The sequence below is a fragment of the Blastococcus sp. SYSU DS0510 genome, assembly GCF_054050835.1.
On record NZ_JBJHAC010000016.1, the window covers coordinates 92,494 to 109,331 of the forward strand.

General features: G+C 72.3%; 15 protein-coding genes and 1 tRNA gene. 10 read left to right on the forward strand and 6 right to left on the reverse strand.

Annotated elements, in window-relative coordinates:
• Positions 1–101 precede the first annotated feature (101 nt).
• The 6 genes from ACI79P_RS14315 (at position 102) to ACI79P_RS14340 (ending at position 6,848) form a co-directional block, all read left to right on the forward strand.
• The gene (locus ACI79P_RS14315; protein ID WP_456581725.1) at positions 102–476 is read left to right on the forward strand and encodes a hypothetical protein; all 375 of its coding nucleotides are present in this window, start codon (positions 102–104) and stop codon (positions 474–476) included.
• Positions 476–2,377, forward strand: a complete 1,902-nt coding sequence (locus tag ACI79P_RS14320) for a HesA/MoeB/ThiF family protein (RefSeq protein WP_456581726.1) — start codon at positions 476–478, stop codon at positions 2,375–2,377. Before ACI79P_RS14315 ends, ACI79P_RS14320 begins: the two co-directional genes overlap by 1 nt.
• Positions 2,374–2,742: a hypothetical protein gene (locus ACI79P_RS14325; RefSeq protein WP_456581727.1), complete on the forward strand. Its 369-nt coding sequence runs from the start codon at positions 2,374–2,376 to the stop codon at positions 2,740–2,742. Before ACI79P_RS14320 ends, ACI79P_RS14325 begins: the two co-directional genes overlap by 4 nt.
• A 143-nt stretch (positions 2,743–2,885) precedes the next feature.
• Entirely contained in the window at positions 2,886–3,104 is a 219-nt protein-coding gene (locus tag ACI79P_RS14330; RefSeq protein ID WP_456581728.1) for a hypothetical protein, read from the forward strand.
• Between the two features lie 330 nt (positions 3,105–3,434).
• A complete protein-coding gene (locus ACI79P_RS14335) occupies positions 3,435–3,785 on the forward strand; it encodes a hypothetical protein (protein ID WP_456581729.1) in 351 nt (116 codons plus the stop codon).
• A 303-nt stretch (positions 3,786–4,088) separates the two neighbouring features.
• Entirely contained in the window at positions 4,089–6,848 is a 2,760-nt protein-coding gene (locus tag ACI79P_RS14340; protein ID WP_456581730.1) for a hypothetical protein, read from the forward strand.
• Positions 6,849–6,885: 37 nt separating this feature from the next.
• On the opposite strand, the gene ACI79P_RS14345 is transcribed toward ACI79P_RS14340, so the two are convergent.
• The 4 genes from ACI79P_RS14345 to ACI79P_RS14360 form a co-directional block, all read right to left on the reverse strand.
• The gene (locus ACI79P_RS14345; RefSeq protein WP_456581731.1) at positions 6,886–7,074 is read right to left on the reverse strand and encodes a helix-turn-helix domain-containing protein; all 189 of its coding nucleotides are present in this window, start codon (positions 7,072–7,074) and stop codon (positions 6,886–6,888) included.
• Positions 7,075–7,229: 155 nt separating this feature from the next.
• Positions 7,230–8,375: a DUF4041 domain-containing protein gene (locus ACI79P_RS14350; RefSeq protein WP_456581732.1), complete on the reverse strand. Its 1,146-nt coding sequence runs from the start codon at positions 8,373–8,375 to the stop codon at positions 7,230–7,232.
• Positions 8,376–8,746: 371 nt separating this feature from the next.
• Positions 8,747–10,006, reverse strand: a complete 1,260-nt coding sequence (locus ACI79P_RS14355; protein WP_456581733.1) for a hypothetical protein — start codon at positions 10,004–10,006, stop codon at positions 8,747–8,749.
• A 703-nt stretch (positions 10,007–10,709) separates the two neighbouring features.
• Positions 10,710–11,039, reverse strand: coding sequence for a hypothetical protein (locus tag ACI79P_RS14360; RefSeq protein WP_456581734.1), 330 nt, complete (start codon positions 11,037–11,039; stop codon positions 10,710–10,712).
• 385 nt (positions 11,040–11,424) lie between these two features.
• Between ACI79P_RS14360 and ACI79P_RS14365 the strand changes: the two genes are divergently transcribed.
• The 4 genes from ACI79P_RS14365 (at position 11,425) to ACI79P_RS14380 (ending at position 14,954) form a co-directional block, all read left to right on the forward strand.
• The gene (locus ACI79P_RS14365) at positions 11,425–12,747 is read left to right on the forward strand and encodes a hypothetical protein (RefSeq protein ID WP_456581735.1); all 1,323 of its coding nucleotides are present in this window, start codon (positions 11,425–11,427) and stop codon (positions 12,745–12,747) included.
• Entirely contained in the window at positions 12,744–14,258 is a 1,515-nt protein-coding gene (locus tag ACI79P_RS14370; RefSeq protein ID WP_456581736.1) for a hypothetical protein, read from the forward strand. Before ACI79P_RS14365 ends, ACI79P_RS14370 begins: the two co-directional genes overlap by 4 nt.
• A gap of 276 nt (positions 14,259–14,534) precedes the next feature.
• Positions 14,535–14,608 (forward strand) — tRNA-Gly (locus tag ACI79P_RS14375).
• A gap of 193 nt (positions 14,609–14,801) precedes the next feature.
• Complete coding sequence (locus ACI79P_RS14380; protein ID WP_456581737.1) at positions 14,802–14,954, forward strand: hypothetical protein; 153 nt, start codon at positions 14,802–14,804, stop codon at positions 14,952–14,954.
• Positions 14,955–15,184: 230 nt separating this feature from the next.
• Here the strand turns inward: ACI79P_RS14380 and ACI79P_RS14385 are convergent, their stop codons facing one another.
• Together ACI79P_RS14385 and ACI79P_RS14390 are read right to left on the reverse strand one after the other, a co-directional pair.
• Positions 15,185–15,859 carry a transposase gene (locus ACI79P_RS14385; protein ID WP_456581738.1) on the reverse strand — a complete coding sequence of 225 codons (675 nt, stop codon included), beginning with the start codon at positions 15,857–15,859 and terminating at the stop codon, positions 15,185–15,187.
• 102 nt (positions 15,860–15,961) lie between these two features.
• A partial coding sequence (locus ACI79P_RS14390; protein WP_456581739.1) for an IS3 family transposase occupies positions 15,962–16,838 on the reverse strand: 877 nt, incomplete at its 5' end.

A 16,838-nucleotide genomic window follows, 5' to 3' on the forward strand; every position in this document is an offset into this window, starting at 1 on the left:
GCCGGGCAACATCGGTGATCTTGATGCGTGCGCCACGGCGCGCGGGCTGCGATCGGGTTCCGCCGCTGAACGACAGCGGCCGACCCGAGAGGACGAACGCAGTGACCGAGGACAACCAGCACCCGCAGGAGAACGACCTCGGCAACGGGGAGACCGGCACCACCGCAGCACCGACGGAAGTCGGCGAGCAGGAGCCTGACGCGATCGGCAGCGAGGATGGCCGGGACGCCGTGGACACGGAAGCACCGGCGAGCCCGAGCTACGACGAGCCCGCCGCTGCGCCGGCGCCGCCAGCTCCTACCGCGCCGCCGTCCCCCACCGCGGCCGGTGAGCCCGGTCAGCGGCGCATCACCCGGCACACCACCACGTCCACCACGCGCACGGAGACGACCGACGAGACGGTGGTGGAGACAATCGCCATCGCCCCGCCGGTGTACGCCGCACCCTCCGGCGAGCACCCGCGGCCGGTGGGCTGATGACCGCCCCGGCGACGACCAGCACAACCGCGCCGTGGTGGCTGGCCTACCCCGACGTTTGGGCGGCGGAGCAGGCCGCGCTCAGCGCGGCGGGCGCCAGCTGGTCTCGGGAGGCCACGCAAGACGCCGTGGATCCCGACGATGGACCCGGCGCTCCCCCGCTGATGGTGCTGAACCTGGACTGGCCGCACCCTGCGGCACAGCCCGGTGACCCGGCCACCCTTCGGCTGAGAGTCGACTACCCGGTGGCGTTCCCGTGGTTCGCCCCGCAGGTCGTGCTACCCGAACCGCTGCCCGGGCTCTCCCGGCACCGCAACCCGGTCACCGGCCAGCTCTGCCTGCTGGCCGACCCCGCCGACTGGCAGGCCGGCAGCACCCTGGCCGCGCTGCTGACCGTCCAGCTGCCGCGGCTGCTGACGGCCGGCCGCGACCCCGGCGCCGCGCCGGCGACGCTGGCGTTGGAGGCCGGCGCGGAAGCGGCCTGGACCCGGGTGCGTCTGTCGCTGGGGGCGCTCCTAGTCGACACCAACTGCATGCCGGCACCGGACGTGCCCGGCGGCTGGGCGGACGTGGTCACGGTGAGCAGGACCGTCGCCCCGGTCTCCGCCCTGATCAGTCTCCTGGACGCCGATCAGAGAGTGCTCTGGGCGGGCGACGTCTTCACCGGGCGCGGCGCCCGCCGCATTCGCTGGGTCCGCCTGCCCGACGCCCCCGAGGAGGGTCTCGACGGCGCCGAGCTGTGGGGGCGGGCGGCCGAGCGGCTGACCGAGCTCCCCGGGGATGACGGCGGCGGAGAGGAGCCGAACGCCGTCGCGGTGCTGGTCGCGAGTGAGGGCCCGGACCGGCGGCCGCGCGAGGAGTGGTTGCTGCTCACCCGCGGCGTGCCCAAGCAGCGGAGCCTGGAGGCGCTGTTCGAGCCGGCCGAACCGTCCACCGACGACGTGCCGCCGACTGAGCTCGGTGGTGGGCAGCTGTCTCTGTTCGACGGCGACGGGGCCACGCTGCCGGCCACCGAGGCGCCGGCGAACACACCGCCGCGCTCGCCCCGGGTCCGGGTGCGGCGCAGGTACGCGATCGACCGGGACGCGATCACCGCCCGGCTGCCCGGTGACACCAGCCGCCTCGCCGATGCCGCGGTGACCGTGGTCGGCGTCGGCGCCCTCGGCGGCCCCGTCGCCCTCGAGCTGGCCCGCGCCGGCGTCGGACGACTCAGGCTCGTCGACGGGGATCGGCACGACCCGGCCACCGGCGCCAGACAGCTCCTGACGCTGCGGGACGCCGGCAGCCCCAAGGCGCTGGCCCTCGCGCTGTCCCTCATCGACGTCAACCCCCATCTGCACCTCACCACGGGGCTGGGCCATCTCGGCGCCGACGACGGTCGGGAGCTGCCCGGGCTGGCCGCCAGCACCCTGGTGATCGACTGCACCGCCAACCCCGCCGCCAACCGCTACCTCGCCGCCCACCTGGGCGTCACCGGAACCCCGCTGCTGATCGCCTCGGCCACCGCCGGCGCCTGGGGAGGCGCGATCACCGCGCTGCCCGCCGCCGGCGGCGGCTGCTGGGAGTGCCTGCAACTGCACCGCGATGCCCGCACCGTGCCGTGGCCACCCGCCCGCCCCGACGCCCAGCTCACCCCCGTCGGATGCTCGCACCCGACCTACGAGGGAGCCTGGACCGACAGCCTCGGCCACGTCGCGCTGCAGACCGCTCGCACCGCCATGGCGCTGCTCACCTCGCCCGCCGGCACAACCCCGGCGTCCGGGAACCCCTACGGGGACCTGCAGGTGGTCACCCTCTACCGGCGCGGTCGCCCGGTGCATCCCCGCTGGCAGACACGCCAGCTGACGGCTCATCCGGCCTGTCCGCTGCACCAGTCCCGTCCCCGCCGGGAATCGCAGTGACCGACCGGGCGGCCGAGCTGTGCGACGTCCTGCAGCTCTGCCTGACCTTCGCCAACTCCGGATCCCCGGAGCGGCATGCAGCGGTCATCCGTGACGGACGGGCCGCCCTCGAGGAACTCCGGCAGCTGCTCGCCTCCCGGCAGTGGCCGCGGGTCGTCCGCGGCGGCCTGCCGCCCGGTCCGCACTTCCTGCAACTCGATGACCGAGCGCTCACCGGCCTGCTCGCCGACATCCAGGACGCGCACGGGGAACTTCAGGAACGCCTGCACACCGCCGAGGCACGCCTGCGGGACTGCCAGGACCGACTGCAGGCCGCACTCTCCGCATCGTCGAACGACACCGACCGGCCCGGGGACAACCCGTGACCGAGCCACCCCGCGACCGGTCCGGACACGGGCGGTCGCACGACGACGGCCAAGCCAGGGAGCCGCAGGTGGTCATCCGGCTCCCCATCCCCGGCCCGGTGACACGGACGGCGCCCCTACCCGGTGCGACCACCATGCGAGTGGTGACCGAAGGCGCCGTCTACCAGCTCGACGCGCGATCGATGACCGCAGTACGGCTCCGCCGCGACGGCAGTCACCTCCGCCGGGACGGTGAACCCCTGGTTCTACTCAGCTGGCCGGAACCGGTCGTCGGGCGCGGCATGGAGCTGCAGCTCCTCGTGCGAGAGGACGGCCTCCCGACAACCAGGTTCACCAGCATCGTGAGACGGGTCGAGCGGTGACCGTGCCCGCGCCGAGCGAGATCACCCGCCGAGGACACGGACGCGGCAGCGAGGCAGGCCCGGAGCCCTGCACCGGACAGTCTGGTTGTCGGTGTCGGGTTGCACGATGCGCGCCGTGGGCAGCGCACCGGAGGCGCGGATGACCGCCGGTGGTCACCGGTGGCGCTGGCAGAAGCGGCCCCACGGTGCCATCGAGTGGGTCGCACCTGCACCGGGACAGTTGGGCGCCGACGGCGGCACGGTCACAGTGAGTCCGCCCAGCCCCTATCCGGGCCGCTGCCCGTCGTGCGGTCGGCGTGCCCACCTCCGGGTCCCTTCCTCGCGCTACCCGTGTGCACGCCGTTCAGCCCGGTGGGAAAGGGCTGCTGCCGACCCCATGCGACCCAGACCATCGCGGCGAGGTGGTCGAGCTGGGCCGACGTCGCCGCCGCACACGCCGACGCGGCCGGCGAGCTCCGCGAGCGGCCGGACAGGACGGAGTGGGACGAGCGGACCGCTGCCTACATCGAACATCGCGGCCAGTACGCCGGCTTCCTGGCCGCCGCACCCAGCGACTCCGCACGCCGCCTCGCACTCCAACTGTGGAGCGGCGACCCGCCCCGTCTCAGCGTTGCCGACACCGCAACGATCGTCGCCGCCGTCCTGACCGAACCACCACCGCAGACCAGCCAACTGCGCTGACCTCAGCCGGCTCTTGCCCGCCGTACGGCCAGCGCCGGGGACCACGGTGAATCCGGCGCAGCCTCGCGTCGGCGCCCCGTGAGCAGTTGCACGGATTTGGCACGGAAGTTGCTCCTGCCGATTGTTGCGTCGCTGCCAACCGTTGCGTGAGCTGCCAGGAGTTGCTCGTGCCAATCGGCAGCGGGCGGTTGATGGCCAGCTGAACACCGGGGAGCGTCGGCGGGCGTCGGTACCGTCATCCAACAGGCGAACAACCCATGGGTGGAGGCGGATGTGGCAGCGGCTGACGTGGGCCGATCGCGGATGAGCACGCCCATCGAGCCGGGGGAGCTCGGCCGGCTCCGCGACGACGGCCTGGCCGCCGCCGGCGAGTACACCGCGCTGGCCGCCGTGGCTTCCCGCCAGGGCGGGGACCGCGCACTGCAGCTGATCGCGGAACGCGCCGACGACGCGACGGCGTTCACCTGGTGGTGGGCCCTCGTGAGCCAGGCCCCTGAGCGGTTCACCAGCGCGCGGCAGCTGGCACCACAGCTGGCAGTGCCGGACGCCCTCACCGGCGCGGTCACCGCACATGTCCTCGAGAAGCTGACGCAGCGCGACCGCCAGCAACCCTCGGGCGCCGCCGTCAGCCGCGCGGAGATCCTGCGCCGCCTCGACGTCACGGCACCCTGGGTGGTGTCCCTGGCGCATGAGGTGGTGCGGGATCCCGCGGATCGCGCTGCCGAGGTGGTCGACGCTGCCCTCGACATCCTCGGCGCGTCACGGCGCCCGGAGGACCGCGTCGCGGTCTTCGACCTCGCGAACCTGCAGCACTACTCCAAGCGTGGCGCGGTCCTCGCCCGGCTCAGAGACCCGGTCGACGCCGAGGAAGCCCGCAAGGTCGTCGAAGCCGTCGCGGACATGCGGGGGCGCGGTGCCGATCGCACCGACTGGGAGCCGGTTGCGGCGCTGCTGAGCCGGCTCCCGGTCCAGATCACGACGGAGTTCCTCGCCGAGCCCTTCCCGCATGGGACGGGCCGACGGACGCTGCTCGAGGCCGGGCTGGTCACCAGGCTCGGCGCCGCACGGCTGCGCGAGGTGCTGACGGGACTCGATCAGCCGGCCGTCGTCGAGGAGCTCCTCCAGCACGCCGCAGGCGAGCTGCCGCAGGCTGATGTCGCCGCCTTCTCGGCATGGGCCCACGACCGCTACCCCGCCGCGGTGTGCGCGGGCTTCCGGCGGCGGCTCGCACAAGGCCTGCAGAGCGCCCACATCCGCGGCGAGGAGCGCCGCCGCCAGGCGCTGGACGGGCTCTGGGCGAGCGCGCTCGCTGGCCAGGACGCCGCCGCCGTCGCCGACGAGCTCGTCGCTGCCACCGAGCCGGCTGACCTTGCGGTTCGTGCTGCTGACGTGGAGACGGAGCGTGCCGCCCGTCAGCTCGGTGCCGCCGCCGCCAAGATGCTCGCCGTGGACCTGCCCCGGCCCGCCGATGAGACGCGCGTCGGTGAGCTCGTCGCTGCCGCGGCGCGCGCAGCCCGCGCGTTGAGGCCCCACCTCGCCCCGGACTTCTTCGCCGGACTCATGCGGGCCGCCACGGACACGCCGGCGATGGCCATGCTGCGTGGCGATCTGCTGGACGCGGTGCTCGAGGACCGGGACGCCATCGCCGCCTTCGCCGCTGAGGGAGGGCTGGCCGTGCTCACCGCTCACGCGGCGCGCACCCCCGACCATGCCGCGGCAGTGCTGCTCGCGGCACGGGCGCACCTCACCGCCCAGGACGCCAGCGCACTGCTCGGCGCTCAGCCCGGCCGGCGGGAGCGGCGGCGCCCGTCGGACCCGCCCGTGGAGACGCCACCGGCGGGCGTCGACTGGACCACAGCAGACCCCGAGACGTTCCTGCAGATCCTCGACGTGGTCAACGCCTGGCCCGAGGCCGTGTTCGGCGTCCTCTCGCGGGCGCTGGCAGCGCTCGACGAGCCGGAGGCGCGACACCCCTCCGCCGTGGTCCTGCGCGCGCTCCTCGGGCACGCGGAGGGTCACGGGCTCGCCGACCAGCTGGGCGAGGACACGACCGAGCACATTCGCCGACTGCTCACAAAGCAGCGCGACATCGAGGTGCTGCGCGCGGCCTGCCGGTGGATTCGCCGGCTGGACCTGGACGCCGACGGCGCGGACCTCGACCGGGCGCAGCTGGTCCTCGCCGCCGACAGCAGCCGCGCCGGCCGTCAGCCCGACCTCCGCGCTCTGCGCGGGGAGCTGGCGGAGCGGCACGCGCAGCTGGCGCAGAACCAGGGGCTCGACACCGAGCAGCGGATCGCGCACCTGCGCACTGCGGCCGACCTCGTCGCGGCCAGTGCTCGCGCAGCCGCCGTGCTCCTGGCGGCGTCCCCGACCACCGACATCCGCCTGGCGGCGGCTCGCGTCCTCGCCGAGACCCCCGGCTCCCCGGAGGAGCACGGAGTCCTGGCCGACCTCACCGCCGCGGAGGACCACGCTGAGGTCGCCGAGCTGCTGCAGGTGGCGCTGCACCGGCTCACCTCCGGCGACGCCGGCGAGGCCCTCCGCAACCTCGCCGAGCTGCTCGACCTGTCAACCACCGGCCTCGACCCGGACGTGCTCATCCCCGACCCGAGGCACCGGGACCGGTTCGCGGAGTGGGTCGACAAGGCGCGGGCACGCTCAGCCAACAGCCATGACCCTGGCGCCTTCATCGAGGCGGCCATCAACGTCGCCGACCAGATGGTCGACCTCGCAGTCATCGCTGGTCACGACGCCGGGCACAACGTCGCTCTCAGGGCTGAGCAGGTCGACGCCCTGCGCTCCAACGCGGCGAACCGCCCCGATGCCGGTGCCCTGGTCACCCAGCAGCAGCGCATCCAGCTGTTCCGGTGGTTCCCGACCGTGGCCGCGCTGCGCGAGAAGCGTGCCGCGCATCCGTCCCGCCTCGGGACCACCGCCCCACCCCGCTTCGTGCCCGACGACCTGGTCGTCGCCCGAGGGCTGCTCCGCGACATCACGGGGGGATGGATCAGGGACATGCACGACAGCGCCCAGCGAGGGGCGGCCTCCGCCAAACCTGCGTAGCGCGCGAGCGGCGATCAAACCCACGCAGCGGACCCGACTAGCTCGCCGTTGCGGAGTGGCGCGACACCGCGGCGCCGGAGCTCCGGCGGCGGACATGGCGTCGGTCGAGGATCTTGCGGACGGCGCTGAAGCTGCGGTCGGTCAGCTCGGCCAGCTCGGCCAGCTGGCGCCGGCTCCGCCCGGCCGCGTACTGCTCGACGATGAATGCCTCAAGGCGCGCCTGCACCGCCGGGTCCGGCCGGAAGCTGGCGGTGCCGGCGAACTCCGGCAGCGGTCGCAGCTGCGGGCGACGGGTAGGGCATCGCCGCACGGTAGCCAGGTCGACCGGTCATCCGCGTCCCCCGGCGAGGTGACCGATCCCCGGGCCTGGTGTCGTGGTACCTACGCGGCGGGCTCGCCGCGCACGCCCGCCGGCCAGCTGGAAAGGCTCTGGTAGTACTGCTCGGCCTCGGGTGTGGCCGCGTACTCCAGAAGGTTGCCGACCTTCTCGGCGAGCACGTCCCGCACCTCCTCCGGCGTGGCGAAGAAGAACTCCCGCCGGGGGTTGGCGTGGTTGAGCCGGCGGGCCGCGAACGCGTTGTGCAGCTCGTTCTCGAGGGTCACCGCGTCGTCGGAGAAGTACAGCGCGTGGATGTCGAACGGGAACGGGACCGATGCGTCGCCCAGCTCGCGGATGCGGTCCAACGGCTCCAGCCGCCGAGTCATGCCGATCTTCACCACCGTCTTCCCGAACGCGCCGATGTTGCTGATCACGTACACGTAGCCGGCGCGGATGTTGGCCGCGCGGTAATCGTTGAGCTCGATCGCGGCATCGATCTCGGCCAGCCGGTTCTCGATGTCGGCGACGTCGGCCACGCCACCCTGCGCGCGCAGGGTGGCGAGGGTGTTCAGGTAGTGCGCGCGCTCCTTGTCCAGCTTCTCCCGCTGGGCGGCCAGCTCCTGCTCGGCCTTGCGCTCCTCGCGGAGGCGCTCGCGTTCCTCGCGGGCGGCCTCGCGCTCCTCCTGCTGCTTGAACAGGCAGTCCGCGGTCAGCTCCAGCTCGGTGATGCGCAGCGCGTGGTACTCCGGCGAGACGCGCATCTCCATCATCTTGCCGAGCCGGGCGATGGTGGCTGCCGCCGTCTCCAGCCGCTTCGTGGCCGCGGGCAGGGCCCCGGCGCGCAGGGAGCGGACGCAGTTGTCCGCCTCGGCGTTGTATGCCCGGAGCATGAGCTTGGAGAAGTCGGCGGTCATCCGCCGGCCGGCGGCCAGGGAGTTGTTGTAGGAGAAGCGGTCGGAGGCCTCGATGGCCTTGCCCGCCTTGACGAGGTCCTTGATCTGCTCGCGCAGCTCGGTGAGTCGCTCCCGGTACAGCTCCGCGTTCTCCAGCGGGTGGTGGTAGTGGTAGATGCCCACCTGCTGCAGCAGCCGGGCGTCGTCGAGCTCGACGAAGTCGTCATCGCCGGCCGGGCGCTCCTGGGCCGCCCGGCTGTTCGCCTCGGCCAGCTGCCGGCGAAGCACCTCCAGCTCGGCCTCGAGCTCGCGCACCCGGGCGTCCCGGGCCGGCGGCAGCGGCGCGGTGGCGGGCGCTGGCTCGCCGACCGGCTCGGCAGTGTCGCTCGCCGGGGACGGTGAGGGGGTGGCGGGCTCAGCCAGCTTCGCAGTCGAAGGGGCAACGGCGGCCGCGGCGGGCGCGACCACGTGCTCTGGCTCCGGCGGCGCGGCGACCGCCGCAGGGTCGACAGGCGGCGACGGCGCCTCGTCGGGCACCCAGAACGCCCATCCCGGGGGCGCCGGGGGCCAGCTGGGCTCGGGGGTCCAGCCCTCGGGCGGGACCCAGCCCGGCGGCGGCGTGGGCCACCCCGGCGGGGCGTTGAAGCGGAATCCGTGCATGGTGAGGCCCTCGCTCCGTGGGTCGGTCAGTGCGCCCGGACGCCGGGGGCGAGCTTGATCGGCGTGAGCGCGTGCGGGTTCTTCGACACCACCGCGCCCAGGTGGCGCAGGGTCTCGGCCGGAGCGACCCTGCGCAGGTCGATTTCCTCGAACGTGGCCCGGTCGACGGCGACGGCGACCAGCGGCGTCATCGTGTCCTTGCCCGTGGCCGGATCGACATGGGCGACCGAGCCGACCAGGGAGATGCTGGTGACGTTGCCGCCGCGGTCGGCCTCCCACACCTCGTGCAGGGTCCGCAGGGTCATGTTGTTGACCAGGGCGGCGTAGCGCTCCTTCTGCTCCTTCTGCGTCTGCGAGCTGGATGTGATCTCGTCGCTGGCGCGGACGTACTTGTAGGCACGCACGGTCGGCAGGTCTGTCGGCGCGGGGAACTGCAGCTGGATCGACAGCTCCTGGGTGTCGGCGTCGTAGCTGTACTCCGGCGGCCACGGCCACTCGGCCGGGTAGATGGAGTTGCCGAACACGATGCCGAGGTACTCCTCGACCGCCGCCGGCGTGCCCTGCGCGAGGTCGCGGATGAGCTCGTCGAGCTCGGCGTTGGACTCGTCGACCTCCCGCTGGCGCTGGGCGCACTCGTCCTCGTACCGGGCCCGGTCGGCGGCCAGGTTCGCCTGGCGGGCGTCCTCGGCCTGCTTGTGCTCCGACAGCTGGGTGAGCTGCTGCATCGGGACCGCGGCCGCGGCCTGCTGCCACTGCTGGTACGCCTGGGCGTGTGCGGCTTGCGCGGCGGCAACGGCCTCGGCGTGCTTCTTCTTGCCGCCGAAGACTGCACCGACACCGCGGGGCGGCTCGGGCTCGACGTACACCGGCTCCGGCGGGACCTGGGTCGGCGCCGGCGGCGGGATGGGGGTGCTGTGCCGGGACTCGAACGGCGGGTGCTCGGCGACCTTGCGGAGCTTCTCGAGGTCAACGTAGTCGTCGACCTCGAGGGTGGCGGTCAGGATGTTGTCGATGTCGGCCAGCTGCAGCGCGAGTTCGCCGTTGAGCCGCTCGACCTCGGCCTCCTGGGCCTTCTTGTGAAGCAGCTGCCGCTCGAACTCGGCCACCTTCGCCTCGTGGTCTGACTGCGCACGCAGCGCCTGTTCAACGTGCCGCTGCGCCCTCTCGGCCTCCCGCTGTAGCAGGGCCTGGGCACGCACGGCGGCAGCCTGATCGCGCTGCCGTTTCTTCTCGGCCACCGCTGCCTGGTGGGCCATTTCGGCGAAGAAACCGCGCCTGCGTGCCATGAACTACCTCCGACGATCCCCGTGTCGATGTGCAGTACTCGGCAGGGCAAAACGCCCACGTGCCGGAACTGCCCCGCAGCGTAGGCGACGACTACGACGGTCTGTAGCCGCACGACGACATCGCGCACCAAGTAGTCGCACCGTTCCTTGCTCCTACCCGGTGCCGTCCTCCACCCGCGCCTTTCGGCCAGGTGCCGACAGCCGCCGCGGTACGGGTTTCCGGGCCTTCGGCCGGGCCGGTCCCGGTGGACGTCGACCAACCGGCGGCTCGCCGGCCCGCACCAGCACCTCAACTGCGCTCGCAGCCGCGCGGCCCTGGTGTGGGTAGGCAGCACGGTCTCGGGGCTCCCGGAGGGCGCGACGACAGGGTGGCCGCTGATGGGCGGCCGAACACCCCGCAGAGGCCCGGGCTTCCAGCGGGTCGACTCCGGTCGGTCAAGGCGGCGCGACGCCCCACGGCGCTGAGCCCCCGTTCGCGAACGGCCCGGTGAACTTGCCCCTCCCGCGCACAAACCGGACGCGGGCACCGGCGTCAGTGATGTGGGTGGTGAACCACCGGTGGTCACGCTGGCGGGCACCGGGCCGATCACTGGGCTGCCTGCGCCGCCGTCGCAGCCGTCTTGGCCAGCATGCCGGACAGCAGTGGGATGGGCAGGTAGGACGGGGTGCGGTACGTCCATCCGGAGGGGCCCCGGCGCCGGGCTCACTCCAGCCAGGTCGCAGTCCGGTGCAAGACGGCGGCCATGACGGTCTCTCCCAGCCACCGCTCCCCCAACACGCTGCGGCTCCAGGTCGACGGGGAGACGCCGAAGGCACGGGCGTCCTGGCTGCCGGAACCGGCAGGCCGGGCGGACCGCCACGCCAGCACGAGCGCGTGTTGCACTCTGGCGATCTCCGCGGAGATGCGGTCACCACCGGGGGGCACGAGGACCTGCGCTTGGGGATCTCGGCCGAAGCCGTGCGGGTTCATCAGGTACTCGCGCGGGGTGAGCTTCCGCCGACGGTCGACGTGGTTGCCTCCGGGTCTGATCACGGCACCGGAGGTGCCGGTACGTCGACGCCCGGCATTCGACCATCCCTGTCACTCGGTCAGGTCCAGTGCAGTCGTCGTTGCCCAGCAACGGCTGGGCAAGATCGTTGATCTTGATCTCCTGCCCAGCAGACCGAGGTGCGATCTCCGTTGACCCGCTGAATCGCAGCGGCCGACTGAGAGGACCTCGACGTGCCTGACGGCGTCCCGGCCACCCAGGCCGGCATCACGCCGTTGACCCCACCTGACTGGTGCAAGGCGACGCTCGTCCCGTACGCACGCCGTCCTGGCGCCTGCTTGACAAGCCGCGCGCTGTGGCGACTGCCCAACCCGATCACCCCCGAACGGTCCGCGCCGTCAACAGGACGGCAACACCGGGGTGGACGAGATGGACAAGCAGTCGGACACGGCGATCGCGCGCCGGGCCAGTGGTCGCGCGGCGGCTGTAGAGGCCGAGCTGCGACGGATGCGCAACCAGGAGCGCAGCCGGGAGTGCGGCTATCACGCTCACGGCGATTGCCCGGCACAGCGGCCCCGCACCGACTGTGGATGCGAGCACGCGCCCCGCAACCGACTCGGGCGCCGCACAGGTCCCGGGCCGCTCGACCCGAACTGCCAGCACCCCCGCGCCGTCACCTCCGAACTGGTCACCGGTTCCTGCCCGGCGGAGATCGGAGCGCGAGTCGTCCACGCCGGCTACTACGACTGGGCCTGGGAGCAGTGGCCGCACCTCGAAGCGAACGAGGTGTTCGTCTGGCGGGCGATCGTGGCTGACCCGACGCTCGAGGAGGGTCTGGCGCTCGTCACCAGCCAGTGGCGCCGGCTCAGCGAGCTGCGCGACCTCAGTGAGCTAACCCTTGCCAAGCTCGCCGGCAACGCCGCCCAGTTCATCGCCTACTCCCGCGCCACCGGCTGCCACACGCTGCGCGAGGCTGACGACGCCGAACTGGCGCGCGACTGGATCTACGCCGACATCCGCACGGCCGACGGATACGGCCCTCCGCAGCTGCCCACCCTGCACAACCGCCGCGCCGCCCTTCGGCAGCTTTATCGCACCGCCCGCAGCCTCGACCTGGCGGACGGAGAGCCGACTCTGGACCTCGAGCTGCCCAAGCGTGAGTACAACGGTCTGCGAGCACTCCTGGACGAGGAGATCGCCGACTGCCGGTCAGCGTCGATCGAGACCCCCTGGGAGACCGCGCAGCCGGCTGCATGGGCGTTGGCCGAACTCGGCGCGCCGACCGCCGAGATCGCCGCCTTCCGCCCCTGCGACCTGCGCACGGGACGACGCGTCCACCTGCACGGCGGCCCGCACACCCGCCCACGGACCCTCGGGACGTCCGAATGGCAGTGGGAGCAGCTGACCGGTCGTCTCAACGCCCTCCGCCAGCGGGCCGACTTCGACCCGACCCGGCCGCTCGTCTACGGCGGCGACCGCGACGGGCGCACCGACACCAGCCCGGTCTCCGCCGTCGGCCAGCTGCTGCGCGCCGTCCTCGACCGCGCCGGCCTGACCAAGACCGACGGCTGCACGCAGCGCTCGATCACCGCCTGGGTCGGCCGCCGCGCCTATGAGCAGCACGGTCGCATCGAGCACGCGGCCAACTACCTCGGCCTGTCCAGCCTCGACCGCGCTGCCCAGCTCATCGGCCACGACTGGATCGCGGACGCCGAGCCGACCGGGGACGACGCCACGGAGCCCACGCCGTGACCACCCGACACGCCGCGGTCGTGAAGCGGTCGCGCAAGCCCCGCGGCCTGCTGGAGTACTCCGACCTCGAGGCGATGGACGCTGCCCTGACCGCTCCTCATGCCGTGGCCATGTTCGCCCGGTTGCCCGGCGCCAAGGACACCGGCCGCAGCCGCGACTACCCCGAACCCGTCTACCTGGGCTTCGAGCTGGTCAAGGCTGTCTTCAGAAGCGCGCGGCGCACCGAGCACAACCTAGGCGACGAGCAGATCTGGCACCGGTTCCTCGACGCGCTCATCAAGGCCGTGCCCAGCGACCGACGGCTAAAAGCGCTCCGGAACTCCGAGCAGGAACCCATCCGCGCCTTCCACTACCGCTACGCGGCCAGAACCTGGCTCAAGGAGGTGCTGGAGGACCTCAAGGAGGCGTTCCGCGACGCAGCAGCCGAGCTCGCCCAGCAGCTCGGACAGTGCACCGTGGATGGGCCCAGCACGCCGAACCGGCCGCAGCTGTGCGGAGCGACGAAGTGGGACGGGCACGTGATGAAGCCGCTGCACACCCGCCGCAAGCTCGTCGATAAGGAGACCGGCGAGGTCACCGACGTCAAGGGCGACGCCGACGCCGACGACTTCAAGACCGGCACCGGGTGGAAGCACGGCCTCGAGTTCGTCTACGGCCTCACCGGCGGCAACGGCAACGAGTGGAGCCAGGTCGTCGTCGACCTCGACTGGGTCCGCAAGCACGGCCTGGAGGTCAAGACCGCCGAGGAGCGGATGGTGGCCGTCAAGGAGCGGCTGCCTGGGATGGACGCCGTCCTCTACGACGCCGCCATGTCCGGCGAGGTCATCGGCCGGCTGTCCGGCGACCACGGGCTGGCCGTCGTCTCTCCTGTCTCGGCGGCGGCGGCGGCGACCGACGACAAGCCGCGAGTGGAGAAGTCCAAGTTCATCCGCACCTACACCCACCAGCACAACGGCCGAGACTGCCGACACTCCCTGTACTACTACGGCGGCCGCATCGTTGAGACCGGCAAACGAGCCGGCGACGGCAGCCTCCCGGTGCGCGAGCTCCGCTACCTCGGCGCCCGCCGCAAGACCAACCAGGCCGAGCTCGACCGTCGCGAGGCCGAGAAGAACGGCACCCCGTCCACCCGGCGCGCTCGCCGCGGCGGCCGGGACGTTCCGGCCTACCAGTGGTACGCCGAGTACGAGCTGCGGTGCGGCGACCACGTCGACGTCATCCGCGAGCGCACCCTGACGGACCTGAGTGCCGACAAGATCAACCGCAGCGAGAACGTCCGCCAGGTCCCGCCCAGCACCTGCCTGTACAAGGAGCTGTACCCGCACCGATCGAGCATCGAGGGCTTCAACAGCTGGGTCGACGGCCGCTTCTGGCTGCGCCGTGCCCGCTGCAAGGGCGCCGACCGCCAGCAGCTCGAGCAGCTCGGCATGGTCAGTCTGTACAACGCGCTCGTCTGGCGGGCCAACCAACACCAGCTCGCGCCACCGGACGAGCTGCCGACCGCCGCGTAGCGGCCCTCAGCCCCGGCACCAGCCCCACCACCTCGCCCAGCCGCCCCGGCACCGTGCCCGGCGGCGAGCCAGCCTGCCCTGCAGCAGGACCATCGGCGTTCACCGGGCCGCCGAGCCCCCGACCGAGCACGATCACGCACCCCCACGGCCGCCGGACCCACCGCGCGCTACCCTCTACACGGACTGGGAACCCGGTTGATCTTGGCTGGCTTTGATCAACTCGGTTTTGTCACAGTGGCCAGACGGGTTTTGTGACACGTTTTGGCACACAGTCACGCGGGTGTAGCTCAATGGTAGAGCCCCAGCCTTCCAAGCTGGCCATGCCGGTTCGATCCCGGTCACCCGCTCCACGTCTTGACCAGCCCGGATGCCTGTTCGTGCAGCTCAGCCGGGGCGGCACAGCGCCTTCCGTGCCTTAGCGGTGCTGCCCCCTGTTGACCGTTGACCACCGGCTTTGGCCGGTGCTTAAGGCACGGATAAGGCACGGCCTCAGCGGCCCGCCGGCTTCTCCTGGGACACCACCCACACCTTCCCGCAAGACCGTTGCCACCCTCATGGACCACCCGGCCTGTCCTCCCGCACGCCGCCACCGACCAACTCGACCACGCCAACACCCCAATAGCCACCGACGTCTACTTCGGCCGCAGGCTTGCAGCCACGGGCGCCGCCACCGTCCTCGAGGCCCTCGCCACCTAGCTTTCGCCCTTGAGGTCAAGGGGGCCTGGCGGGCGTGCGGCATCGGACCGGGCTCCGCGGAGGATGTCCGGCCTGGCGGGCAGCGCGGTGGTCGGTCCGGCGGTGGGGCCTGGTCGGCAGGCTGATGAGACGCCGTCGGGCGGCAGGCTTTCGTGTGCGCCGTGGGCGGCCCCAGGGCGAGCGGGCGGCAAGCTAGGTTGCGCCGTCGTGCGGCATAGCTGACGCAGCCGTCACCGCTCGCTCTGGTGCCGGGCTCGACGGTAGCGCTGTTCGTCGAAGGGTTGTTGGGTCTTGATCAGGGTGTAGGCCAGGCGGCAGGCATGGCGGGCCAGGGCGATGCGCGCCGGAATGGGTCGCAGGCCGCGGGCGCGCAGCTCGCGGTGGCGGTCGATGAAGGGCCCGCAGTGCTGGGAGAGACCCCAGGCCAGGTTCATCAGCGCGTCGCGGTGTTCGGGCAGTCCTTGGCGGGAGATGGGAGTGCGCCGGTTGATCGTCGAGGACTGGTAGCTGCCCGGGGCCAGGCCGGTGGCGGAGTAGAGGTGCTCGGCGTCGGGGAACCTGTCGATCGGGAGGCTGAAGGCGGCGAAGGCCGCCGCTCGGTTGGTGGCCACCCCGGGCAGGGTGGTCAGCACCTGGCCGTCGGTGCCGGCCAACAGCGCGGCGATCTCGCCGTCGACGGCGGCGATGTCGGCGGTCAACGCGCGCCAGCGGGCCATGCTGCGCCGCAGCCGGGCGGCTCGCGCTGGCGCGTCGGCCGGTGGTTTCAGGCAGGTCCGCCAGCGTTCGATCCAGAACGTCGCCTCGCTGGCGAGGACCCGGCCGTGGGCTCGAGCGCGTAGTGATCGCAGTGAGGGGGGTCGGCCGGCGAAGGCGGCGGCGCAGTCCAGCACTGCCTGGCCGATCACGCTGTCGACCTTCAGTGCCCGGCCGTGTCCATCGGGGGCGGCCAACCCGGGGCAGAGCGAGTGCAACTGGTCGTGCAGGCGCTGCTGTGTCCCGCGCCGGGTTCAGTGGAGGCTCTGAACTGACGCTCCGGCGGGTGTCGGGGCGGGGTTGTGACGGTAGTAGGTGCCCTCGTACTCGGCGGACGGGATCAGGCCGATCTCGCCGTGCAGTCGTCGATGGTTGAACCAGTCGATGTACTCGGCGACGGCGATCTCGAGGTCGTCGATGTTCTTCCACGGCCCCTTGTTCCGCACCAACTCGGCCTTGAACAGCGAGTTGAAGGCCTCGGCCAGGGCGTTGTCGTAGGAGTCGCCACGCGAACCCACCGAGGCGACCGCGCCGGCCTCAGCCAATCGCTGGGTGTACCGGATGGCGACATATTGAACGCCGCGGTCCGAGTGATGAATCAGGCCGTCGACCGCCTGGCCGGCGTGCTGCCGAGACCAGATGCCCATCTCCAGGGCGTCGAGAGCCAGGTCGGTGCGGAGGCTCTTCGACAGCTGCCAGCCCACGACTCGGCGGGAGTGCACGTCGATGACGAAGGCGGCGTACACCCAGCCGGCGAAGGTCCGGCAGTAGGTGATGTCGGCAACCCACAACTGGTTCGGTGCAGTGGCGGTGAACGCCCGATCGACCAGGTCCGGGCGGGTGTCCGGATCGGTCGCCGGCACCGTCGTCCGCGGCCCCTTCGCCCGGCTGATCCCGCGCAGCCCCGCGGCGCGCATCAACCGCTGCACCGTGCAGCGGGCCACCGGATGCCCCTGGCGGTGCAGCTCGGCGTGCACCTTGCGGGCCCCGTAGACGCCGAAGTTGTCCGCGTGCACCTTCTCGATCAGCGTCGTGGTCGCAGCGTCACTGACCGACCGGGCCGAGGGCGGCCGGGTCTTCGCGGCGTAGTAGGTGCTCGGGGCGATCTTGGTGCCGGCGTCGGTCAGGACC